The 24,203-nt window shown below is 27.6% G+C and carries 24 protein-coding genes and 1 tRNA gene; 10 read left to right on the top strand and 15 right to left on the bottom strand.

Annotated features, from left to right (window positions below; translation table 11 throughout):
• Positions 1 to 25 precede the first annotated feature (25 nt).
• Positions 26 to 838: a carboxypeptidase-like regulatory domain-containing protein gene (locus tag BM335_RS14010; protein ID WP_218157823.1), complete on the bottom strand. Its 813-nt coding sequence runs from the start codon at positions 836 to 838 to the stop codon at positions 26 to 28.
• Positions 780 to 1,544 carry a peptidase associated/transthyretin-like domain-containing protein gene (locus tag BM335_RS14005; protein WP_090229621.1) on the bottom strand — a complete coding sequence of 255 codons (765 nt, stop codon included), beginning with the start codon at positions 1,542 to 1,544 and terminating at the stop codon, positions 780 to 782. The genes BM335_RS14010 and BM335_RS14005 overlap by 59 nt, the downstream gene beginning before the upstream one ends.
• 101 nt (positions 1,545 to 1,645) lie before the next feature.
• Between BM335_RS14005 and pepE the strand changes: the two genes are divergently transcribed.
• Entirely contained in the window at positions 1,646 to 2,353 is a 708-nt protein-coding gene (gene pepE / locus BM335_RS14000) for a dipeptidase PepE (RefSeq protein ID WP_090229616.1), read from the top strand.
• On the opposite strand, the gene BM335_RS13995 is transcribed toward pepE, so the two are convergent.
• The 7 genes from BM335_RS13995 to tpx are packed head-to-tail and all read right to left on the bottom strand — an operon-like array spanning position 2,345 to position 9,635.
• Positions 2,345 to 3,061 carry a DUF4369 domain-containing protein gene (locus BM335_RS13995; protein WP_090229611.1) on the bottom strand — a complete coding sequence of 239 codons (717 nt, stop codon included), beginning with the start codon at positions 3,059 to 3,061 and terminating at the stop codon, positions 2,345 to 2,347. The two genes, pepE and BM335_RS13995, sit on opposite strands and share 9 nt — an antisense overlap.
• 7 nt (positions 3,062 to 3,068) lie before the next feature.
• Complete coding sequence (gene ribB / locus BM335_RS13990; protein WP_090229607.1) at positions 3,069 to 4,211, bottom strand: 3,4-dihydroxy-2-butanone-4-phosphate synthase; 1,143 nt, start codon at positions 4,209 to 4,211, stop codon at positions 3,069 to 3,071.
• A 2-nt stretch (positions 4,212 to 4,213) separates the two neighbouring features.
• Positions 4,214 to 5,656 carry an LptF/LptG family permease gene (locus BM335_RS13985; protein ID WP_090229603.1) on the bottom strand — a complete coding sequence of 481 codons (1,443 nt, stop codon included), beginning with the start codon at positions 5,654 to 5,656 and terminating at the stop codon, positions 4,214 to 4,216.
• A gap of 5 nt (positions 5,657 to 5,661) precedes the next feature.
• Complete coding sequence (locus tag BM335_RS13980) at positions 5,662 to 6,315, bottom strand: outer membrane lipoprotein periplasmic chaperone LolA1 (protein ID WP_090229599.1); 654 nt, start codon at positions 6,313 to 6,315, stop codon at positions 5,662 to 5,664.
• A gap of 24 nt (positions 6,316 to 6,339) precedes the next feature.
• The gene (locus BM335_RS13975) at positions 6,340 to 8,712 is read right to left on the bottom strand and encodes an FtsK/SpoIIIE family DNA translocase (protein ID WP_090229595.1); all 2,373 of its coding nucleotides are present in this window, start codon (positions 8,710 to 8,712) and stop codon (positions 6,340 to 6,342) included.
• A gap of 52 nt (positions 8,713 to 8,764) precedes the next feature.
• Positions 8,765 to 9,133: a diacylglycerol kinase gene (locus BM335_RS13970; protein ID WP_090229589.1), complete on the bottom strand. Its 369-nt coding sequence runs from the start codon at positions 9,131 to 9,133 to the stop codon at positions 8,765 to 8,767.
• Positions 9,134 to 9,137: 4 nt separating this feature from the next.
• Positions 9,138 to 9,635, bottom strand: a complete 498-nt coding sequence (gene tpx / locus BM335_RS13965) for a thiol peroxidase (RefSeq protein ID WP_090229584.1) — start codon at positions 9,633 to 9,635, stop codon at positions 9,138 to 9,140.
• A 173-nt stretch (positions 9,636 to 9,808) separates the two neighbouring features.
• On the opposite strand from tpx, the gene BM335_RS13960 reads away from it, so the two are divergent.
• Together BM335_RS13960 and BM335_RS13955 are read left to right on the top strand one after the other, a co-directional pair.
• A complete protein-coding gene (locus tag BM335_RS13960) occupies positions 9,809 to 11,167 on the top strand; it encodes an MATE family efflux transporter (RefSeq protein WP_090229580.1) in 1,359 nt (452 codons plus the stop codon).
• Positions 11,154 to 11,384: a hypothetical protein gene (locus BM335_RS13955; RefSeq protein WP_090229575.1), complete on the top strand. Its 231-nt coding sequence runs from the start codon at positions 11,154 to 11,156 to the stop codon at positions 11,382 to 11,384. The genes BM335_RS13960 and BM335_RS13955 overlap by 14 nt, the downstream gene beginning before the upstream one ends.
• Before the next feature lie 6 nt (positions 11,385 to 11,390).
• Here the strand turns inward: BM335_RS13955 and BM335_RS13950 are convergent, their stop codons facing one another.
• The 3 genes from BM335_RS13950 to BM335_RS13940 form a co-directional block, all read right to left on the bottom strand.
• On the bottom strand, positions 11,391 to 11,912 hold the full coding sequence (locus tag BM335_RS13950) for a hypothetical protein (RefSeq protein WP_090229566.1): 522 nt from the start codon (positions 11,910 to 11,912) through the stop codon (positions 11,391 to 11,393).
• Between the two features lie 9 nt (positions 11,913 to 11,921).
• Positions 11,922 to 12,800, bottom strand: a complete 879-nt coding sequence (locus tag BM335_RS13945) for an OmpA family protein (protein ID WP_090229561.1) — start codon at positions 12,798 to 12,800, stop codon at positions 11,922 to 11,924.
• An 86-nt stretch (positions 12,801 to 12,886) separates the two neighbouring features.
• Positions 12,887 to 15,091: an endonuclease MutS2 gene (locus BM335_RS13940; RefSeq protein ID WP_090229555.1), complete on the bottom strand. Its 2,205-nt coding sequence runs from the start codon at positions 15,089 to 15,091 to the stop codon at positions 12,887 to 12,889.
• Positions 15,092 to 15,149: 58 nt separating this feature from the next.
• Here BM335_RS13940 and ung point away from each other — a divergent pair, with 58 nt between their 5' ends.
• The 3 genes from ung (at position 15,150) to BM335_RS13925 (ending at position 17,487) form a co-directional block, all read left to right on the top strand.
• Entirely contained in the window at positions 15,150 to 15,815 is a 666-nt protein-coding gene (gene ung / locus BM335_RS13935) for a uracil-DNA glycosylase (RefSeq protein ID WP_090229985.1), read from the top strand.
• Between the two features lie 63 nt (positions 15,816 to 15,878).
• On the top strand, positions 15,879 to 16,601 hold the full coding sequence (locus tag BM335_RS13930; protein ID WP_090229551.1) for a hypothetical protein: 723 nt from the start codon (positions 15,879 to 15,881) through the stop codon (positions 16,599 to 16,601).
• A 241-nt stretch (positions 16,602 to 16,842) separates the two neighbouring features.
• The gene (locus BM335_RS13925) at positions 16,843 to 17,487 is read left to right on the top strand and encodes a rhomboid family intramembrane serine protease (RefSeq protein ID WP_090229546.1); all 645 of its coding nucleotides are present in this window, start codon (positions 16,843 to 16,845) and stop codon (positions 17,485 to 17,487) included.
• Positions 17,488 to 17,518: 31 nt separating this feature from the next.
• Here BM335_RS13925 and BM335_RS13920 read toward each other — a convergent pair.
• Positions 17,519 to 17,591 (bottom strand) — tRNA-Gly (locus BM335_RS13920).
• Positions 17,592 to 17,649: 58 nt separating this feature from the next.
• Positions 17,650 to 18,078, bottom strand: coding sequence for a GNAT family N-acetyltransferase (locus tag BM335_RS13915; protein WP_090229543.1), 429 nt, complete (start codon positions 18,076 to 18,078; stop codon positions 17,650 to 17,652).
• 36 nt (positions 18,079 to 18,114) lie between these two features.
• On the opposite strand from BM335_RS13915, the gene BM335_RS13910 reads away from it, so the two are divergent.
• From BM335_RS13910 to BM335_RS13895, 4 genes are all read left to right on the top strand, one after another.
• A complete protein-coding gene (locus BM335_RS13910; RefSeq protein ID WP_090229539.1) occupies positions 18,115 to 18,624 on the top strand; it encodes a GNAT family N-acetyltransferase in 510 nt (169 codons plus the stop codon).
• On the top strand, positions 18,611 to 19,042 hold the full coding sequence (locus tag BM335_RS13905) for a GNAT family N-acetyltransferase (protein WP_090229535.1): 432 nt from the start codon (positions 18,611 to 18,613) through the stop codon (positions 19,040 to 19,042). Before BM335_RS13910 ends, BM335_RS13905 begins: the two co-directional genes overlap by 14 nt.
• A gap of 1 nt (position 19,043) precedes the next feature.
• The gene (locus tag BM335_RS13900; protein WP_090229530.1) at positions 19,044 to 19,478 is read left to right on the top strand and encodes a YybH family protein; all 435 of its coding nucleotides are present in this window, start codon (positions 19,044 to 19,046) and stop codon (positions 19,476 to 19,478) included.
• 169 nt (positions 19,479 to 19,647) lie between these two features.
• Entirely contained in the window at positions 19,648 to 21,711 is a 2,064-nt protein-coding gene (locus tag BM335_RS13895) for a tetratricopeptide repeat-containing sensor histidine kinase (protein WP_090229525.1), read from the top strand.
• Between the two features lie 21 nt (positions 21,712 to 21,732).
• Here the strand turns inward: BM335_RS13895 and BM335_RS13890 are convergent, their stop codons facing one another.
• Positions 21,733 to 24,201 carry a response regulator gene (locus tag BM335_RS13890; protein ID WP_090229521.1) on the bottom strand — a complete coding sequence of 823 codons (2,469 nt, stop codon included), beginning with the start codon at positions 24,199 to 24,201 and terminating at the stop codon, positions 21,733 to 21,735.
• Positions 24,202 to 24,203 lie beyond the last annotated feature (2 nt).

The following is a 24,203-nucleotide window of genomic DNA, read 5'->3' as shown; positions in this document are numbered from 1 at the left end:
ATATTGAAAAAAGGTGCTAACAAAACTATTCTTTTTTTATTTCTAAAAATTTTTTGCGTTGAATTACCATAAAATTTTTGATTGTAAATTCATCACTTAAATAATAATCTTTTAAACCATTATCAGTGCAAAAATCTATAAATAGATACACATCATTTTTGTTGATATTTAAATTTTCAGTAAAAAAAATTTCACCATATTTTTCAAGTATCGTTTCAGGAAAATTTTGTTGAAGACTTTTCATTTTTTTTGCTTCTTTTTTTCGTTCTCTCGATTTTTCAAAAATTTTATCGGTAAGCATTCCAATAATTGCAAAAAAGTTTAAACCAGAATTTCCATATGTAGGGTCAGTTAATTTTCTAGCATTCGGAGCACTTTTTAGATCTAATTGATCTTTTTCAAAAACAGCACCTTTTGGCAGTGAAACCTTTCCAAAATCTAACCTAACTTTTTGTTCAATTGCTATTTCATCTAATTCATTTAAATCGGGTTCTAAAAAAACAATAATTTGCTTATTTTTTATATGATTTAATGATATAGCTATGGTTTTAGTTTTATAGCTAATTGAAGTAAACCGAATTGAATCGCCTAATGAAGCATACATAACAAATTCACCTTTGGAATTACTTGAAGTACCTACTTTACTGGTTTTATTTACAATGTTTATATCTTGTAAAACTATAGAGTCGTTTCTAACAATTCCGTTAAAAGTTATGATTTCTTTTTGTGCGTAACTTACAGAAAAAGTGCATAATATAACTATTAAAAGATAGTTTTCCTTATTCTTTAATTTGTTTGTAAGAAATACTTTCTTCTTTAAATATTTCAATAACTTCAAACAGTTTTTTTTCATAATATTTTTTAATTACATCTCTATATTCGCAATAATTAATAAAGTTATCAATTTTTTCTTCTGGAATATTTAATTTTTCAGTAAAAAATTTGATACCCAATTCTCTTCTAATTTTAATAGGAAACTCTTTTAATTTGGCAATTTCACGCTTTAAGCGTTGTTCTTTTTCGTAAGCAAAATTTGGAATGGTTGCCAATGCAGGTAACGGTTTAAAAGGACCAACAAAAGGAGCGCTTTTTGGACCGTGAATATCAGGACCTAAATCTTTTTTTAAATCTGCTTTAGTAAATGAAAATGTGTGTTTAGGAATAGTATCTTTTGGTTTGTTTTTTAAATCGAAAGATAAATTACCGGTTAGTCCAACAAAAACTTCTTTTAATTTATTTACTGAAGTAATTAAAAAAACAGTAATATTTTTTGATTTCACCATATTTTCAGTCACCTTTATTTTTTTAGGTTCAAATTCAATAGATGAAAATAGTATGGAATCATTTAGTTTGGCTGTAATTTCAAAATCACCATAATCATTACTAACTGTTCCAACATAAGTATTTAAGTTAATAATATGTACATCACTTACTTTATTTAAACCACTATAAATTTTACCCTGTAATTTAAATGGTTCATTTTGAGCAAAGCAATAAATAGTAACTAATGTGAAAAAAAATAGATTGGTTAGCTTTAATTTCATTTAACAAAGAAAGATGATGAAATCTTAAATTTATATTAATGCCATTGTAAACTTTTGTTAAATAGTGATTGTTTATTACATTTGATAAAAAACATTTTAGGATGAAAAAATTATTGATTGCTAGCACGTCAACTGTACACGGTAAAGGATATTTAGAATATATTTTACCAGAATTATCTAAATTTTTTAAAGGTATTCATGAAATTTTATTTATTCCTTATGCCAGACCTGGTGGATTATCGCACAATGATTACACGGCAAAGGTTCAAGAAGCATTTGAAAAAATTAATATTAAAGTTAAAGGAATCCACGAATTTAACAATCCAATAGATGCTGTAAATAATGCTAAAGGAATTTTTACAGGTGGTGGAAATACTTTTTTACTAGTTTTTGAATTATACGACCATAAATTAATGTCTACAATAAAAAATGTTGTTGAAAATGGTACACCATATTTCGGAACAAGTGCAGGTAGTAATGTTGCAGGTTTAACAATGCAAAACACGAATGATATGCCAATAATTTATCCGAAAAGTTTTATCACATTTGGGTTTGTGAAATTTAATATTAATCCTCATTACTTAGATCCAGACTTAAATTCTACACATATGGGTGAAACCAGAGAAACTAGAATTAATGAATATCATACAATTAATGATACGCCAGTTTTAGGTTTAAGAGAAGGTAGTTGGTTAGAAGTTAACGGGAGCAAGGTTGTGTTAAAAGGGAAATTATATGCCCGTTTATTTCAGCCTAAAAAGCAAGCTGTTGAATTGCCGCCAAACACAGATTTAAGTTTTTTAATGTAACTCTAAAAATGTTGCAATTATCTCTGCATCAGGAGAATGTTTAATTTCTTCTGGTAGTAGTTGATAGCTTTGTTTTATTTTAATAGTATCAATAGTTGATGTTTTTAATTGATCGGTTAAAAGCATTGGAGCAATATATGAGTTGTTATTTTTTTTTATAAATTGGAAACTAAATTCTTGAAATTCTTTTTCTATGGCTTTCATTTCAGTACCAATTTCTTCTAACTTTTTCACGTCATTTTCTAAACGAGCTTTTTGAAATCGAGGGAATAAATAATCTATTTTTCTAAAAATTGATTTTGAAATAGTTTTGTATTCATCAAGTTTAGTATTTAATGGAGAACCCGTGATTATTGGATCGTTAATATTTTCAACATCAATAGTAATATTAATGGGTAGATTTTCTAAAATTAAAATGGTTTTTGAAGCATAGGAATTAAAAGTAATGGCAAAGCGTTCAGGATATTCTACAACACCTTGAATTGTAAATTTGTTATTTTCAATTTTTGCAGAATCTATTTGATAAATGGAGTTGCCAATAATTTTATTTAAATAAACTGTTGAAGCTTCACCGTTTAATAGTTCGCCTTTAAGTATAAACTGATTGGAAAAATTGTTTGTATTTGTTGCTTTTTTAGTATCCTTATTTTTTTGATTACAACTAAAAAAAAGTAAAAGGCAGCCTATAATAATGAAACAATTTTTCATAGTAAAGTTAATAATTTACATAATCAACAATTTCAAGTCCGTAACCAGTCATTCCAATACGTTTTTTTACAGATGGTGAATTTGTAAGAACGCGTAATTTTGTTACTTCTAAATCGTGTAAAATTTGTGCGCCAATTCCAAAATCTTTATCATCTGGTTGAATTTTTGGAACGTTATTTAACTCTGCTTTTTGTGATTGTTTTAGTAATGATAAACGGTTAATTAAGTTAAATGACTGATTTTCCTGACTGATAAAAACTGCAACGCCTTTACCAGCATCATTTATAATTTTAAAAATTCTTGAAAAAGAATCATCAGGACTCATAGTAAGCAACCGAATAATATCGTTATTTATTAATGCAGAATTAACGCGTACTAAAATAGGCTCATCTTTGGTCCATTTTCCTTTAGAAAGTGCAATGTGTACTTGTCCGTTATTTGTTTGTTTGTAGGCTTTTAGGTTAAATTCTCCAAAACGTGTTTGTATGGTAAAATTTTCAACTTTATGAATTAATGAATCATATTTCATTCTATATGCCACTAAATCTTCAATAGAAATAATTTTTAAGTTGAATTTTTTAGCAACCTCAATAAGCTGTGGTAAACGCGCCATTGTACCATCTTCATTTAATATTTCTACCAGAATTCCTGCAGGTTGAAATCCTGCTAAACGCGCTAAATCAATAGCAGCTTCTGTATGGCCGGTTCTTCTTAAAACACCTCCTTGTTTTGCTCTTAGTGGGAAAATATGCCCTGGTCTTCCAAAATCTTCAGGCTTTGTTGCTTTTCTAGTTAAAGCTTTTATGGTTTTTGCTCTATCTTGAGCAGAAATACCCGTAGTACAACCTTCACCAATTAAATCTATAGATACCGTAAATTGTGTATTATGTAACACTGTATTTTTACTTACCATTAATGGCAATTCTAATTCTTCACAACGTTCTTCAGTTAAAGGTGTACAAATTAAACCACGTCCGTGTTGCGCCATGAAATTGATCATTTCGGGTGTTACACATTCAGCAGCGGCAATAAAATCACCTTCATTTTCTCGATCTTCATCATCAACAACAATAATAATTTTGCCATTTTTAATATCTTCAATAGCTTCTTGTATTGTATTTAATTTAATATTGTTTTTTGAAGTTGTCATTGTTATTTAATTGGTTTTTTAAATTTTTCGAATACTTTTTTTACAGATTCAAATACGTTATCAATGTTAAATATTCCCATTCCTTTTGCGGCACGTCTAGTAAGTAAAATTCCAAAAGGTAATAAGATTAAAGTTGAAAGCCAGCTTCCAAATAAGGTAGAAATTGCACTTTCTTCTGCTAAATTTCTTCCTAACTGAGAGATAAAGAAATATATTACAAATATGGTAATTGCCATAATCATTGGAAGTCCAAAACCACCTTTTCTAATAATAGATCCTAAAGGAGCTCCAATAAAAAACAGTACCAAACAAGCCAGTGAAAAAGCAATTCTATAGCTTAATTCAAAATCATATAAGTTCAATAATTTACGTTGCTCTTTAAAGCCTCTCATTTGGTTATCGTTTCTAGAAATTATCCGTTTAATACTTTGTAAAGCATCGTTTATTACAATGCTTTTATTTACTAAATTAAAGTTTTCTAAAATAGTTGGATTTAGGCTATCTCTTTTAACTGTGTCTGAAATTTTATAAAGGTTTTTACCTTCAAAACTTTCATAAAAATAATTTGCATTCAGACTCACTTTTTCATCAAATGTTGTTTTTTCTTTTTTTGAAAAAGAATCTAGCTGCTTAATTGTAAGCATTCCATGATGTTCTTTTACAAGTGTATCATTTAATTTTTCAGAATCATTAAATGAGGAAATATCAATATTTATGATGTATTTTTTAAATGTTGCTCTTGAAGCGGGCATTTTTGCTCTATCGGCAGGTGAAAAAGATGATTTTATATGATCTTCGTAGTAATTACCATTATTTAAAGTAAGTGTCATGTATTTACTACCTTCATCGGAAGTAATTTCTCCTTTTTCGGCAGTTATCACTTTTACTTTACCTTTTCCAGCACTTAAATCGGCAATTTGAACATTTTTTAATAAATTTTCTTCTTCACCATATTTTTCATCAAACTTTATACTAAAATTAGGAATGTCAGTATTAAATATCCCAGGAACCAACGCTAAAGCTGGTTTCTTTTTTTTCATGTTTAAGTATAAATTTTTTTGTTTTAATGTTGCCCAAGGATAAATATTATTTAAAAATACAAAGTTAAGCGCACTTAAAAGTACTGTTAAAATTACCAATGGAAGAATCACTCTTTTTAAAGAAATTCCTGCAGATTTTATAGCGGCAAATTCATAATTTTCGGCTAAATTACCCAATGCCATAATTGATGACAGTAAAATTCCGATTGGTAATGCTGTTGGTGTTAAAATTAAAGCTAAATACCATAGAAATTTTAGAATAAAAAACAGGTCAATACCTTTTCCTGCAATTTCATCAAAAGCAAGCCAAAGTGCTTGCATTACTAAAACAAAAAGAACCACAAAAAATGTGGCTAAAAAAGGTTGTAAAAAACTTTTTAAAATATATTTATCAAATATTTTCAAGACGATTATTTTGGCTCAGAGATTGAATATTTTTTCTGATCTCTGTATTTTGACATGTCAAAGATAAAAAGCTTTTCTGAAACTGGTTGATTTGTTTTAAAACTTCTTATTTCAAGTGTTGTTTTAGTGTTGTTTTTACCAGTTTCAATAATATTATAAATATGGTTTGTTTTAGCATCAATACCTACCATAACATTTGAAACTTCAGATTTGTTATCTGTAGGTGTAAGTTTTACATACTGAATTTTAATTCCTTTAATAGTTTTAAGTTCACCCATTGCATAGTTAAACCCTTTTTTATAAAAAGAAAACATTTTAGAAGGTGTGATTGTTTCATCGTTATTTTTTGATGGTTTTTGAATAATAACTTCTTCATCTTCATGTATTATTAAATACGTTTTTTTTCCATCATATATTTGTTCAGTTCCCATATAATTCAAATGATACAAATCTCCTTTTAATGTAACATTTCCTAATGTTTCTTGATGCACATTAGCTTCTTCATTATCTAGTTTATGGTTAAATTCAATATAAATATTTTTATAGCCCTCAACTTTTTTTGCAACATTATCAAGTAGCGTTTTTGCTTCTTGAGATTTTTGTGCAAATGTTTGAAAACTAATAAGTAGTACTGTAATTAAAATTGTTAATTTTTTCATTCCTTTTCTTAAATCTATTATTTTTTAATTTTCTTCATTATTTAATAAAAAGTTTAAAGCGGCTTCATCAGCAACTAATACTTGCCTTGCTTTACTTCCTTCAAAAGGGCCAACAATTCCGGCAGCTTCTAATTGATCAATTAATCTTCCAGCTCTGTTGTAACCTAGTTTTAACTTTCTTTGTAATAGCGATGCAGATCCTTGTTGCGCATGTACAATTACTAATGCGGCATCTCTAAATAAAGCGTCGCGTTCGCTTATATCAATATCAAGACTTGTGCCAATTTCTTCTCCGCTGTATTCTGGTAGCATGTGTGCGTCAGGATATGCACGTTGAGAGCCAATAAAATCTGTTATTTTTTCAACTTCCGGAGTATCTACAAAAGCACATTGTAAACGTATTAAATCGTTTCCTGCAGAAAAAAGCATATCTCCTTTTCCAATTAATTGATCAGCACCTGAGGTGTCTAATATTGTACGTGAATCTATTTTAGAAGTTACTCTAAAGGCTGCTCTAGCTGGGAAATTAGCTTTAATAATACCCGTAATAACATTTACAGAAGGACGTTGAGTAGCAACTATTAAATGAATTCCGATTGCTCTTGCTAGCTGTGCTAAACGTGCTATTGGTGTTTCTACTTCTTTACCAGCAGTCATAATTAAGTCGGCAAATTCATCAATTACTAAAACAATGTAAGGTAAAAATTTATGACCATTTTCAGGATTTAATTTTCTTGCTTTAAATTTAACATTGTATTCTTTAATGTTACGAACCATGGCAGATTTCAATAAGTCGTAACGAGCATCCATTTCAATACATAATGAATTTAAAGTATTTATTACTTTAGTTGTATCAGTAATAATTGCTTCATCTGTATCTGGTAATTTTGCTAAATAATGACGTTCAATTTTATTGAATAATGTTAATTCAACTTTTTTAGGATCTACCAATACAAATTTAACTTCGGCAGGATGTTTTTTATATAATAATGATGTTAAAACGGCATTTAAACCAACTGATTTTCCTTGTCCGGTTGCTCCAGCCATTAATAAATGTGGCATTTTAGCAAGGTCAACCACAAAAGTTTCGTTTGAAATAGTTTTACCCAAGGCAATTGGTAATTCCATTTCAGAGTTTTGAAATTTAATGGATGAAATCACAGATTTCATAGAAACCATTGTTGGCTTTTTGTTAGGCACTTCAATACCAATAGTTCCTTTCCCTGGAATTGGCGCAATAATACGAATTCCCATGGCAGAAAGTGAAAGTGCTATATCATCTTCTAAATTTTTAATTTTTGAAATTCGAACACCAGCTTCTGGAACAATTTCATATAAGGTAACTGTAGGACCAACTGTAGCTTTAATTCGGTCAATACCAATATTATAATTGTTAAGTGTTTCAACAATTCTGTTTTTATTGGCTTCTAACTCTTCTTGATCTACAGATATACTTTCGTTATAATCTCTTAATAAATTTAGTGTTGGAAATTTGTAGTTTCCAAGTTCTAGTGTTGGGTCAAATTCACCAAAATCTTTTACCAATTGATCCGATAAATTTTCATCAACCTGGTTTTCTTCTACAATATTATCAACATCAATGGTTATGTTTTCTTCTTTAGGTTCTTCAGAATTAATAATTTTAAAATCCAGTTCATTATCTGGTTTTTCAAAAATAGGAGTGGGTTTTTTAGTTAATGGAATATCAACTGTTGGCTGTGGAACAGATATTACAGGTATTATCTCTTCACTGTGTTCCTCTTTTTTGTCATTATTTATTTCGTTATCTTCTAATGCTGTTTTATTAGATTTTACGGCACTATGCACCATTTCAGGAGTTAATTTAAAACGGATAACTAAATACGTAATTAATAAAAAAAGTAGACTTAATATTAAGCCAGTTTTTCCTAAAAATTGTTGTAGGTAACTATTTAATTCAAACCCAACAACACCTGCTAGTAATGCGTTTTTATTTGCAAAAAATGCTAATGAAATTGAAATCCAAACCATTCCTAAAAGTCCCCAACCCCAAAATTTACGAACTTTAATTAGAGTACCTTTTAAAAATATAGAAATTCCTGTAAAAAATAAGAGTATTGGTATGTACATTGCTGCAATTCCAAAACCTTTATATATAGATAAATGACTTAAACTAGCGCCAATTTTACCTAATAAATTATTTACAGTAACTTTTTTATCAGTAAAACTATCAAGTTGACTTTGGTCTTGTTGCCAATTAAATAAATAGGATATAAATGAAGAAAGTAGAAATATACTAAATAGTACTAGAAAAGCGCCCAAAATAGTTTGCGTTTGCCTATTTCCAAAAAAAGATTTTATTTTTTGAAAACGCTGTTTATCAGTAGTTTTGTTAGTTGTTTTTGCTTTTTTTGCCATTTACTTCATTATCTCACAAAAATAGAAAATTTATGTGATTGCGTTTAAATTACTAAATAAATTTAGGTATGTAAATTATTAAACCAATAATTACAGCAAATATTGCTGCAAAAAATGCAGCGCCTGCAGAAATATCTTTAATAAAGCCAATTTTTGTGTTATAATCTGGATGAATAAAGTCGGCCATTTTTTCAATCGCAGTATTTAATGATTCTGCTACCAAAACAATTGCAATTGCTGTAATTTGAAACAACCATTCGGTAGCAGAAATATTCATTAAAAAGCCAATTATTGTCATTATAATGCCAATAATAACTTGTGCTATAATACTTTTTTCAGATGTAATTAAAATCCAAAAGCCTTTTGCAGCATATTTAACAGATTTTATTCTGTTTAGAAAAAAATTACGTTCTGAATTCATCTTATTAAAGTGCTTTTAACGCAGCTTCATAATTTGGTTCATCAACAATTTCAGGAACTTGTTCAGTATAAGTTACAATTCCTTCTTCATTAATTACAACAACAGCTCTAGAGTGTAAATTTGCCAAAGGACCATCTTTAATTGTTAATCCGTAAGATTTTCCGAATTTTCCTTTAGCAAAGTCTGATAAAGTAACTACATTTTCAATACCTTCAGCACCACAAAAACGTGCTTGAGCAAAAGGTAAATCTCTTGAAATACAAAGTACTTTTGTGTTTTCTAAACTTGCTGCTTCTTTATTAAAATTTCTAACAGATGCAGCACAAGTGCCAGTATCTAAACTAGGAAAGATGTTTAAAATTAATTTAGAACCTTTAAAATCTTTTAATTTAACTTTAGATAAATCAGATTTAATTAATGAAAATTTAGGTGCTTTTTTCCCAACTTTTGGTAATGATCCAACTGTTTTAATTGGATTTCCTTTTAATGTTATTTTTGCCATAATATTTATTTTTTAGTACTTAGTAAGTGTGAAGTAGCAAATGTACATTTTTTAACGGTCTTTTAAAATGATGATGAATGAATATTTAATATTAAAATGAAATTTAAGAACACACAACAAATTCATTAAGCAATTTAAAATATGTATCTTCGCAAACTGAAATAAAAGCAAGGTTGAAAATACATAATTACACTTCTGAATTTAAGAATAATTTAAAATTAGCTACACCAATAATGATGGGCTCATTAGGGCATTTGTTAGTTGGTTTAATTGATGATATAATGGTGGGAAGACTTGGTCCAATTCAACTTGCAGCAACTTCTTTAGGAAATAGTTTGGTGTTTATTGCACTTTCAATTGGTATTGGTTTTTCATTGGCAATAACACCTTTAATTGCCGAATCTGATGGAGAAGGTGATAAACAAAAAGGAAGAAGTGTTTTTCAACATGGATTAATTTTAACAACAATTATTGGGTTGGCAATGTGGGTTTTATTATTGTTTATAAAACCTATTTTATATCATTTAGATCAACCTGAAGAAGTTGTTAAATTAGCGATTCCTTATTATGAGATTGTAGCATTTTCTATGATTCCATTAATGATTTTTCAGGGTTTTAAACAATTTACTGATGGACTTTCTGAAACAAAGTATGCCATGTGGGCAACCATTTTAACCAATGTTGTAAATGTAGTTTTAAACTTTGCATTAATTTATGGATTTTGGATTTTCCCTCGATTAGAAATTGTTGGTGCCGCAATAGGAACCTTAGTTTCACGTTTTGTGATGGTGATTTTTATTTATTATGTGTTGAAAAAAAGAAAAAAATTCAGCATATATATGAAGAAACTTCAATTAGCTGAAATTAGTAATATTGTATTTAAAAAAATTATAAAATTAGGATTTCCCACAGCATTACAAATGTTATTTGAAGTAGGTTTATTTACAGCTTCCGTTATTTTGGCGGGAACATTTGGAGCCTTACCACAAGCAGCAAATCAAATTGCTTTAAAATTAGCTTCTACAACTTTTATGATTGCAGTTGGAGTAGGAGTTGCCGCAACAATTAGAGTTGGAAACCAAATTGGACTAAAAAATTATATTGAATTACGAAGAATTGCTTTTTCAAATTTTTTACTCATCTTTATAATCATGTTTGGTTTTGCCATTGGTTTTTTTATTTTTAAAGATTTATTACCGCTGGTTTTTACAGAAAATTTAGAAGTAATCCAAATTGCATCAAGCTTGCTAGTTGTGGCTGGTTTTTTTCAACTTTCAGATGGTTTACAAGCAGTAGTTTTAGGAGGTTTAAGAGGTTTGCAAGATGTGAATGTACCTTCTTTTATAACCTTTGTTGCTTATTGGATTATTGGATTTCCAGTCTGTTTTTATTTAGGTAGAACTTTGAATATGGGACCATTTGGGATATGGATTGGTTTGTTAACAGCATTAACCAGTTCAGCAGTAATGCTATTTTTAAGATTTAATTATTTAACGAATAAATTAATACAAGAAAAAAATGAACTTACCTAAATTTTTATTGGGAGATAATACGGATCATCAAGATGCTATTTTTGTAATACATACTGATTTTCCACGTTTTATAATCAATTTAGTTGATGATGAAATTGAATGGTTTGAAGATTTTCAGGGAGAAGATCAAGAAGAACTAGAAAATGAAGTAGCATCACTTATTGAACAAGCAACTGCTTTTTACGATCGTGAAATGGAACGCTATCAAAGTGAATAATCTTCATTATTCTTTTTTGTTATTTCCGTTTAATAATTTATAGGCTTGACCTACCCAATCATCACGCTCAATTCTACCAGGGAAAAACTTAATTAATTCAGTTAAGTCTTCTATATCTTTACTTGTAAAGTTAGATATTTGAGTGTAATTATAGATACCAACTTCATTTAGTTTTTCCTCTATATTAGGTCCAATACCTTTTATTAATTTTAAATCATCTTTTGTTTCTAGTGATCCTTTTCCAATGGTTTCAAAATCCAAGCTTTTAGGTGCTTCAAAAACAGTATTTACAGTTTCTTTTCCGCCACGTTCAAAGGTTTTTTTTGCTCTAATTTTGCTAATATCGTCCACTAAATCAAAAGAATCATCATTGTTAATGTCGGTTATTGCTGTTTCTTTTCTTTCAGATTTTTTTGTTGATTTTCTTTTAAGAGTACCAAAGTAATAACCAATTACAAAAGCGCCTAAAAGCCAAAAAAATAGTTCCGCTAAATGAATTAAATTTTGATTTGAAAATATAGACTGCATATTTGTTTGTTATTTTATAATTTTTATTTCAATTCTTCTGTTTTTAGCTTTTCCTTCTTCTGTGTATTTATTTGCAATTGGTTCAGATTCTCCTTTTGAAGTAGCTTTTATTTTTGTAGAATTTAATCCTTTTTTAATTAAATAATCTCTGGTAGCATTTGCCCAATTTAAACCTTTAATTACATTGTTTTGGTAAAAGCCATCGTTATCAGTATGGCCAGTAATTATAATTTCTGATTCGTTATATTTTTCAAAATATCTTCTTAAATATGGGATGTACTCATTTAATTGTAATGAATCAATAATTTTATAATCATCAGTAAAATTAATGTGTAAAATTTTATTTGAAATTGCTGCCTCAAGGCTATCTATTTCCTGTTGATTTCGATTTTTAAGTTCAAATTTTATGGCATTTATAGCTGTTTTATTTTTTTTAAAAATCTCAAAATTTTCAATTTGAGCAGTTTCAATTCTATGAGGATTTATTGTAGAAGCGTTAAAAATATTTTTAACAAATTCAGCTCTTTTAATACCTAAATTTTTTAAATTTTCTGTGGTTGAATAAAAACCAGAAATTAAAATGTTTTTATCGTAATTATTTAATAGATAGTTATTTATGCTATCTGTGAAATTGTAGTTTTCTGATGATACAAATACACTATCAGTATTTTTAATAATTGTAATTTTTTGGTTAAAAGCAAAAATAGTATCATTATTTGTACTTGTAACCACCATTTTTAACGGCTCAATTTTTGTTGAAATTAATAGAGCATTTTCATTTTCTGGAAAACAATTGTGAAAAATTTTATTTGAAACAAAATAATGAAAAGTTAACGCAATAGAAGACCATATAACAAAAGTAAGGATGGCTTTACTAAAATTTAGCATGGTTAATTTTTTTGCACGCTAAATTTAAGAATAAAATTCCTTTAAATCAAATATAACTTGTTATGGTTGATGGAATTAAAACAAAATTATTTTTTAGCTGCTTGAACCAATTCTAATTTATTTAAAGCGGTTTTAGTAGTAAATACGCCGTAATTTATAAAGGCATTTTTCTTCTCAATTTTTTCAATAATACCAATTGCATTGCTATCAATAATTCTAACTTTATCGTTTGTTTTAAAAACATAATCAGCTTTTTGTTTGGCAATTACCTTTTCTTCTTTAATTTTTTCTTCACGGACTTTTTCAACAGCTACTAATACTTCTTTTTCAACAACTTTTAGTTTTTCTTCGGCTTGTTTTTTTTCTACTGTTAGCTTTTTCTTTTCAACCTTTGTTTTAGGTTTTGGTGGGTGTTTCTTTAAATATTTTGTTTTTTCAACAACTAACCAATTATTAAAATCGGCAGTTAATTGTTTTTTATTATTTGTTTGAAAATATTTATTTAATAAGTCGTTAATTTTTCTTCCGTATTGTAGCATTTTTTGATTGCTATCATACAATTCTTGAAAGCTTTCTAATTTTTCCTGAATTTTTTGCTGTTTTTCAGTTAAATTATCAGTTTGTTCAATAGCTTTAAATTTTTCTTTCTCTAATATTTCAGATGTTTTTTGAAGTTTGTTCCGTTCTTTTTGAAGGTTTGAAATGGTTTTGTCTAACCGAACTTTTTCTCCTTCAACACGTTTTTTTGCTTTGTTAATTAAGCTATACGGAATTCCATTTTTTTGAGCAACTTCAAAGGTAAAAGAACTACCTGCTTGTCCAATAAATAATTTAAATTTTGGCTCTAAAGTTTTTTCATCAAACTGCATATTTGCGTTTGACACAAATTCTAATTCGCTTGCCAAAACTTTTAAATTGGCATAATGCGTAGTAATAATTCCAAAGGCTTTTTTCTCGTAAAATTCTTCTAAAAATATTTCTGCCAAAGCGCCACCTAATTCGGGATCACTTCCAGTACCAAATTCATCAATTAAAAATAACGTATTTTCATTGCAACTTCTTAAAAAGTTACGCATATTTTTTAGGCGATAACTATAGGTACTTAGTTGGTTTTCAATGGATTGGTTATCTCCGATATCCGTTAAAATTTTATCAAAAATATATGTTTCTGAACGTTCGTGCACTGGAATTAATAAACCACTTTGCAACATAGCTTGTAATAAGCCAATGGTTTTTAGTGTAATACTTTTTCCACCTGCATTTGGACCAGAAATTACAATTATTTGTTGTTGTTTGTTTAACTCTAAAGTTTGAGAAACTGTTGGAAGGTTTTTACTATTATTTTTTACCAATAATATTGGGTGAAAAGCATCTCTAAAATAAATTTTCTTTTCGCTAGTAATTTTAGGTAAACACGCATTTATCTTTTTCGCATATTTAGCTTTTGCACCAATAACATCAAGCTTCGTTAAATATTTTTGATATTCTAATAATTGAGGTGAAAAAATGCGTAAACTGTTGGTTAAATCTTTTAAAATTCTAACAATTTCTTCGTGTTCGTCAAACAATAAATTTTGAAGTTCTCGGCTATATTGCAATGTTGCTTCTGGAGCAATATATACAATACTTCCGGTTTTAGAACTTCCTAATAAACTCCCGCGCACTTTTCTTCTATGCATTGCCTGTACGGCTAAAACACGCTGATTATCTACTACAGATTCTCTAATTTCATCTAAATAACCAGAACTGTTGTAATAAGCGAGTGCCTTGGTAAAACTTGCGCCAATTTTTCCGCGAACCGAATTTATTTCGTTTCTAATTTGCTTTAAAGTAGGTGATGCATTATCATTTACTTCAGCAAAAGGTGTTATATATTTTTGAATATTTTCAACGATAAACTTTTCATATTCAATTTCTTCCGATTTTAAATACAGAATAGGGTAGTAGTCTTTAAACTTTTTTAAAAATTTCAACAATTCATAAACCGTTGATGCGTTGTTTGCAATTCTTAAAAAGGCAGCAGGTTCTAAATAGCTGTTTTCAATTTTTAGCAAATGAATTTCCTTTAAAATATCGTCAAAATAATGATTTGGAATTCTGTTTTCATTTACAAAGGATGAAAGATATTCATTAACCTGATACAACTCTTGTTGTAGTTTTTCACGACTTTTTATAGGCTTAATTTTCTTGCTGGCTTCTTTGCCTAATTCAGAAATACACAGTTCACGTACCGATTGTAAAATGGTATTAAATTCTAAATCATTTAATGTTTTTTCTGAAATGTTACTCATAAAAAGTGCTACTTTTGAAAAGTTATACAAAAATAGACATTTAACACAAATACAAGTAATGAAAGTACAAATTGCCGAAAGTTGGAAAAAAGTGTTGCAAGATGAGTTTGAAAAGCCTTATTTTGAGGAGCTTACAAAATTTGTTAAGCAAGAGTATAGTTCAAATATTTGTTATCCTGAAGGAAATAAAATTTTTGAAGCCTTTAATTTATGCGATTTTAATCAGTTAAAAGTGGTAATTATTGGTCAAGATCCATACCACGGACCAAACCAAGCTCACGGATTGTGTTTTTCCGTAAATGAAGGAATTGCACATCCACCATCATTAATTAATATTTTTAAAGAAATTGAAGCCGATATTCAGATTCCGTATCCTCAAAGTGGTAAACTTGAACGTTGGGCAAAACAAGGTGTTTTGTTATTAAATGCAACACTTACTGTTAGAGCTCATGAAGCAGGTTCTCATCAAAAAAAAGGTTGGGAAGAATTTACAGATGCTGTAATAAAAATAATTTCTAAAGAAAATGAACATGTTGTTTTTCTGTTGTGGGGAGGTTACGCAAAAAAGAAAAGTGTTCTAATTGATAGTAAAAAGCATTGTGTTCTAACAACTGGACATCCATCTCCTTTAAGTGCAAATAGAGGGTATTGGTTTGGTAATAAACATTTTAGTAAAGCAAATAGTTATTTAAAAACCAATAATTTACCACAAATTAACTGGTGATGAATGTCATACAATTTAATAACAAATTCGCTTAATTTTACACTAAAATAAATAATATAAATAATGAAAAATACGATAAAACTTTTAGCAGTACTCATTTTAATTTTAACAGTTGTGAGTTGTAAGGATAAAGCCAATTATTCTAAAATAAATTCACCTTTAGAAACAGTAAATAATGATCTTCATAAAATTGTTGTTAAAGAAAAAATTGATGGCGGTGGATATGTGTATTTAAATGTTGAAGAAGATGGAAAAGATTATTGGATGGCAATTGCAAATATGCCAGTTGAAGTAGGTAACACATATTACTACAATGGTGGTATGGTAATGAAAGATTTTATTAGTAAACATTTAGATAAAACTTTTGAAGCAATAACATTTGCAGAAGGAATTCGTTTAACTGAAGAAGTACAGGTAACTGAAGACCACGTACATGAACATAGCTCTGAAATGGAAGCAGCAGCAGTTATGACTGAGAAAATTGAGAAAGCCAAAGGAGGAAATTCGCTAGAAGAAGTTTTTAAAAATAGAGCAACATTAGATAAAAAAAATGTAATTGTTAAAGGTAAAGTGGTAAAAGTTAATAATGGAATTATGGATAAAAATTGGGTGCATATTGAAGATGGATCTCAATTTAATAATGAAAAAGATTTAACAATTACTACACAAGAAACCGTTAAAGAAGGTGATATTGTTACATTTAAAGGAACAATAGTTTTAAATAAAGATTTTGGAGCTGGGTATGTTTATGATATTATACTTGAAGAAGCTACCTTACTAAAATAAAAGCAAGATATATAAAATAAAAAAAAGCGCTTTAAGCGCTTTTTTTTATTAACCAAACTTAAATTATATAATGAAAACAAAGCTTACCACTTCTTTGCTTCATTTCTATATACACAATACTTGTGCCAAATATTTTACATTGTTGTTAATTAAGTGTTAAACTATAAGTTTTAAAGCGTTTTAAAAAAAATGTATATCAACTATTTTTTATATTTTCGTGGAGTAAAATATACATTATATAATGAATATAGATAAAGTACTTCTTATAATAATTATTGCAAACGTATTAGCATCAATTAAAGGATTTAATGACCGTTTGTTTTTCGATAAATATAAATTTCAAATAGGCGCTATAAATAGAGGTGAAAAAATACGCATGCTAACTTCAGGTTTTCTGCATGTAGATTATGTGCATTTATTGTTAAATATGTATGTATTATACATATTTGCACCAATTATTATAAATACATTAAGTACAATAAATTTTTTAATTATTTATTTTGGAAGTTTAATTGCAGGTAGTGTTTTAACGCAAATTTACCATAAAAAGGAATTGTATTATACCGCTGTTGGAGCATCAGGTGCCGTTGCAGGAATTATTTATGCAGCTATCTTATTAAAGCCAGGAATGAACTTATTTATGTTTCCATTACCAATTCCAATTCCTGGTTATATTTTTGGAGTAGGATATTTACTTTACTCTATTTATGGTATGAGAAAACAATTAGGAAATGTTGGTCATACAGCACATTTAGGAGGAGCAATTGGTGGTTATGCTTTGTTACTTTTAGTATATCCTGAAGCTGTTTTAAACAACACGCTTACAGTTATTTTATTAGGAATTCCAATTGCTTTATTATTGCTTTTTGGGCATAAGCTAAAATGAAAAAAGCCAAACAAAAGTTTGGCTTTTTTTGAGCGAGAGACCGGGCTCGAACCGGCGACAGTCAGCTTGGAAGGCTGAAGCTCTACCAACTGAGCTACTCTCGCATTAACGGTTGCAAATATACAATCAATTTACAATCTAGCAAATGATTTTTAAAGAATTTTAAATTTTTTTTATATAATGAAATCCTAATTTTTTAAAGCCTTCATTTTCATAGAATTTATGAGATTTTATATTTTCAACATAAGTGTTTAACTCTATAGTTTCAAAGTTGTTTTTTTGGGCATAATTATAAATCCATTCAAATAATATTTTACCAATACCTTTGCTTCTAAATGTATGATCAATAATAACGTGATCCGGTTCAATTGTTTTTCCACAATAATGTCTTGTTAAAAACCACAAACCAGAAATACCAATTAATTTATGGTTAACATATACACCAATACATTTGTAATTTAAACTTTTAGACATTTCTAAAATTCTTTCTTTTAAAATATTTTCATCGGTAAAGGAATTTAATTCTTTTAAAAGAGGTAAAATAATAAGAATTTCTTCTGATGGAATTAGTTTAATATCAATGTTTTCCATGATAAATTGTAAATTAGCATTTTATATATCAATAGTATGAAAATTATTTTAGAAACCGAAAGACTGTATTTAAGAGAGTTTGAAATTTCAGATGCTATTAATTTATACCATTTAAATAGCGATTTTGATGTTATTAAATATACCGGAAATAAACCTTTTCAATCAGTAAATGAAGCTGAGAATTTTATAAAATTATATACAGATTATAAAAAAAATGGTTTTGGAAGATGGGCAGTTTGTTTAAAAGGAACCCATGAGTTTTTAGGTTGGTGTGGTTTAAAAAAAGATACAGACTCAAAAGAAGTAGATTTAGGTTTTCGTTTTTTTAAAAAACATTGGGGTAAAGGTTATGCAACTGAATCGGGTTTAGCTTGTATAAATCTAGGTTTTAGCACTTTAAATTTAACAAAAATTATTGGCAGAGCTTATATTGAAAATAAATCTTCAATTCGTGTGTTAAAAAAATGTAAATTTAAAGCCGTAAAAAATTTTACATATGACAATCAACCAGCCGTTTTGTTTGAAATAAATTATGATAGAAGTTAAAAAAATTAGCGCATTGGATACTTACCCAGTTAGGTTAGAAGTATTAAGAAAAAATATTCCGCTTCCATATCAATTTAATGGAGATTTAGATTCAGATACTTTTCATTTAGGTGTTTTTAAAAACAATCAGTTAATTGCAGTTTCCAGTTATATGAAAGCTGAAAATTCAAACTTTAAAGGTAGTCAATATCAATTAAGAGGAATGGCAACTTTATCAGAATATCAAGGACTTGGCGCTGGAAAACTAATGATGGAAAAAGCTGTTGCAATATTGAAAGAATTTCACATAAATTGTTTGTGGTGCAATGCAAGAGTTGTAGCCGTTCCGTTTTATGAAAAGCAAGGATTGAAAACTTTCGGTGATAAATTTAATATTCAATATGTTGGAGGTCATTATGTAATGTATAAATATTTATAACGTGAAAAAATTAGTAGTTTATTTGTTTATTGGAGTGTTATTATCAAATTGTGATGTTAAAGTTACTCAGCAAAATGATATAGATGACATTAAAAAAGCATTAAATCAAAGTGCAGAAAATTGGAGTAGAGGTGATATAGAAGGCTTTATGGATGTGTACTGGAAATCTGAAAAACTTCAATTTATTGGTAAAAAAGGAATAACTTATGGTTGGAATGCTACATTGAATAATTATAAAAAGAAGTATGCAACTCCCGACCAAATGGGCACTTTAATTTTTAAAGTTTTAAGCACTGATTTTTTGGCCAAAAATTTATATTCATTAACTGGTGAATATTATTTAAAAAGAAATTCTGGTGATTTAAATGGTATTTTTACGCTTATTTTTAAAAAAATTGAAGGTAAATGGGTGATTGTTTCAGATCATACACAATAAAAATAAAGTGTTTTATCACTCTTTTTATAAAAAAATGGTTGATTTTATAGATTTAAATGCGGTTCTAAAATAGAATGATTCTAAAGTTATATTCAAAAAAAATATAGTAAGTTTGTCAAATACAATTAATTAAGAGTTTTTTATTTGTCCCCCCATTCAAAATGCTTTAATGAAATATAGATTATTAATTTTACTTCTTAGTTTTTTTTACTTCACAGCTTTAAGTCAAGTATCCAAAAATTCAATTCAACAATTAAAGTTAGATTTAAGCAATGAATCTGTTGATACGGTAAAAGTTATAAAACTTATTAAAGTAGCTGAATATTATGAATCATCGAAAAACTTCGATTCAACATATTTTTATTATAACGAAGCAATTAAATTAGCCGAAAAAAATAAAAATCAAATTTACATAGCAAGATCCTATAAAAAGCAAGCAGTATATTGCTTTTATGTAAATAAATATATTGATGCTTTAGAAAATTTTGAAAATGCACTTTTAGCTTACGAAACTTTAAATGATAATGTTCAAATTGCTGATATATTTAATTATATAGGTAGAGTTTATTCTTTAATTTTTAGAGAAGATCAAGCAATTCAGTATTTTTTAAAATCACTTAATTTATATGAAAATAATTTAAAAGATAAAGATGGAGTTGCCATGAACTATATAGATATTGGCAACTTATATTATGGCCAGGAAAATTATGAGTTTGCATCAAAATATTTTGACGACGCTTTAAAATTGTATGAAGAATTAAATGATGAAAGTGGTGTTGCTACTTGTTATACAAATCTTGGAAATGTTTTTGCTGACAACAATAATATATCAAAAGGGTTGTATTACTATTATAAATCAATTGAAATACAGGAGAAAACAAACTTTAAAGATGGATTAGCTACAAATTATAATAATATTGGCGATTGTTATATAGGTTTAAAACAATATAAAGAAGCAAGTATTTATTTTGAAAAAGCATTAAAAATTGTAAGCGAAAATAATGCACCGGATTTGAAAGTTATAGTTTATTACAATTTAGCAGATTTAAATAGCAAGCAAGATAAAATAAATGAAGCAATTAATTATTCTTTAAAAAGTTTTAATTTATCAAAAGAAATAGGAGATTTAGAGTTTCAAATTTTAAATTTGCTATCGTTATCTGATAGTTATGATAAATTAGGAAATTTAAGTAAATCGTATGAATATTTAAAAAAGTATAACAAGTTAAAAGATAGTGTTTTTGATAAAGAAAAGCGAAAAAATGTAGGTTTATTTCATGCGCTTAATGAATTGGAAAATAAAAGAGTAACAATTAACGAGTTGTCTTCTAAGAGTGAATTAGCCGAAATAAAATACGAAAACGAAAAAAAGATTTCTTATGTGTTAATTATATTAATGACAATTTTTGTTATTTTTTTAGTAATATCAATCCATCTTCATACAGATAAGAAAAAAGCCTATAATTTATTAGAATTTAAAAATCATCAAATTAATAAGATGAATGAAGAAATTCAGAAACAAACTTTAAAATTAAAATTGCTTAACAGTACAAAAGATAAGTTTTTTTCAATAATTGCTCATGATTTAAAAAATCCTTTTAATTCTATTCAAGGTTTTACAGAACTTTTAATAGACCATTATAAAGATTATAATGATGAAAAAAAGCTAAAATTTTTAAAAATAATAAAAGGATCATCATTAAAAGCTTCCAACTTATTATCAAACTTATTGCTTTGGGCAAATAACCAATCTGGTAATATGAGTTTTAATCCTAAAAAACTTGAATTAGCAATGGTAGTGTCTGAATCTGTTTCATTTGTTGAAATTCAGGCTTATAACAAAGAAATTAATATTATTAATAACGTTGATAGTCATATTTTAATTTATGCTGATGAAAATATGATTGATACAGTTTTAAGAAATTTAATATCCAATTCAATAAAATTTACGTACGCAAAAGGTGAGGTTCAAATTTATGCTCTTGTTAAAGATGATTTTGTTGAAATTACTGTAAAAGATAACGGTATTGGAATTCCGCCAGAAGAATTAAAAAACCTTTTTAATATTGAAGTTAAAAATACAAGTATTGGTACAGCTAATGAACACGGTTCTGGTTTGGGCTTGATTTTATGTAAAGATTTTGTTGAAAAAAATGGAGGTAAAATTTGGGTTGAAAGTATACCAAATGTTGGAAGTGAGTTTAAGTTTACACTGCAATTATATAAAAATTAATTACCCAATTTAATTAAAACATTACTTTTCAAAATATTTTTTAATTAAAGAAAATAAATTAGTTGCCTGAATTGGTTTTGAAATATAATCAGTACAGCCATAGCGCAATGCTTTTTCTTTATCACCCGGAAAAGTAAACGCAGTTTGTGCAATTATAATCACATTTTTGTTTAGTTCTCTAATTCTTAAGGATGCTTCATAACCACCCATTTTTGGCATTTTTATGTCCATTAAAACTAAATCAATTTCAGGATTTTTCTTAAATATGTCAATGGCTTCCTCACCATTTTTTGCTAAGAATATTTTTGAGCTGTAATCTTCTAAAAGTATCGATAAATATATAGAAGCTATTTCTTCATCTTCAACAATTAGAACATTGATTTTTTTAGTATTAATGCCCGTTTTTAATTCAGTATCATTAATTGCTTCAATATAATTTGCTTCAGTTTCTTTAAGTGGTAATGTAAAATAAAATTGAGATCCTTGTTTTTCAATAGATTCTACCCAAATTTTACCTCCAAGCATGGTTATGTACGATTTTGAAATTGATAATCCTAAACCTGCACCTTCAAATACATTTGTATCTTCAATATCAGCTTGTACAAATCTGTCAAAAATTGCGTGTTGTCTATTTTTAGGAATACCTATTCCAGTATCCATTACATAAAACTCTAGGTTTTTATCTTTTATAGTATAACCAAAGTCAATGCCACCAATAGTTGTAAATTTTAACGCGTTTTTAATTAAATTACTTAAAACAGCATATAATTTATCTCTATCGGTTTTAATTATAATCTCATCTTTACCTTTTGGCAATATTAAGTTTAATAATAGCCCTTTATTAGTAGCTTCACGTTTATAAAATGAATATAAAATTTCTAATTCATCATTAATATTTGTAGTTGTTAAATTTATTTTAATTTGTCCTGTTTCAAGTTTAGATATATCCATTAAATCATTTAATGTATTTAACATACGTTCACCACTTTTAGTAATGATATCAATAAATGATTGTTGTTTTTCATCAGTTAATTGTGGGTTTTTAAGAAGGTTTGCAAAGCCCAAAATGCCATTCATTGGTGTTCTGATTTCATGACTGATATTGTGTAGGAAAGCGGTTTTAAGTTTGTCTGATTCGGTAGCTTTTTCTAAAGCAAATGTTAAATCTTCTTCAATTTTTTTATTTTGTATAGAAAGTCCAATTTGATATGAAACAAAAATTAATAAATTTTTGTCATCTTCAGTAAAAGCTTCACTACTTGTATAACTTTGTAACACAATAACACCCGTTATATTATTACCAACTTTAATTGGTACAGCAAGCATTTGTTTAGGAATTGCGCCAGAAACGGTAAAGTTGTTTTCTTTACCTAATTTTACAAGTTCTTGACCTGAAATAAATAATGTTTTTTTGTTTTTAATAATGTATTGTATAATAGAGTTTTTTGCAGAAATATCTGTAAAAGGTTCTTTTTCATTTGCAAAAAATGGAAGTGTTATTTGATTGTTCACATCATCATATAAAGCAATATAAAAATTGGTTGTATCAATAATTACCTTTAGTTCTTGCTTAATTAATTTAATTAATTGTTTTAAGGTTTTAGTTGTATGAACTGCATTTGAAATGTTATACAATACTTTTTGAATATTTTGACTTTTAATTCTTTCAGAAATATCTCGTTGTATTGCTAAAAAACCTATTAAATTTTTTGAAGTATCAAGAATTGGTTCAAATGAACCTTCAATGTGCACTAAAGTATTGTCCTTTTTTTTATTGATGTAGCTAAAGTTTGAAATACTTTGTTTATTGGTTAGTTTATGCCAAAAATTATCATAATCAATATTATTAGGAGCATTACTTTTTAATATTCTAGGTGTTACTTTCCCAACAACTTCATCGGCTGTATAACCATATAGTTCTGTAAATTTTGGATTTATATAAGTTATAATTCCTTTATTATCAGTCATAAATGTAACTTCATTCGAGTTTTTAAAAATCATATTCATTTTTAAAAGATCTTCAGAAGTTTCTTTATTTATTTTAATTTCTTTTTCTAATTCTGCTTTTTTTTGTTCAATTAATACTTCTAAATTGGTATGGTATTCTTTAAGTTCTTTTTCTGATTGAAATCTTTGAAGCGCATTTTTAACAGTTATTGGTAGCATTTTTAAATAAAATCCATCAATATCTTTAATTAAATAGTCATAAGCGCCCATTTTTAATGCTTGTACAGCAATTTCTTCACTACCAGTTCCTGTTGTAACAATAATTGGAATGTCAATTTTTAATTCTAAAATTTCAAAAGCATTTCCATCACCTAAAAAATAATCAGTAACTATGGCATCAAATTTTTCATTTTTAAGTATCGCTTTGGCAACAGAAATTGAATGTGCTAATTTATAGGTATAATTAAATTCATCGGTTTTAGCAAACCGCTCAAATGCCATTTGATCAACTTTGTCATCTTCAATTAATAAAAGGTGTTTCATAG

It is taken from the genome of Lutibacter maritimus (assembly GCF_900116115.1).
Lineage (GTDB): Bacteria > Bacteroidota > Bacteroidia > Flavobacteriales > Flavobacteriaceae > Lutibacter > Lutibacter maritimus.
Note: the sequence above shows the minus strand (reverse complement) of the source record. Positions and strands in the feature narration are given on the sequence as shown.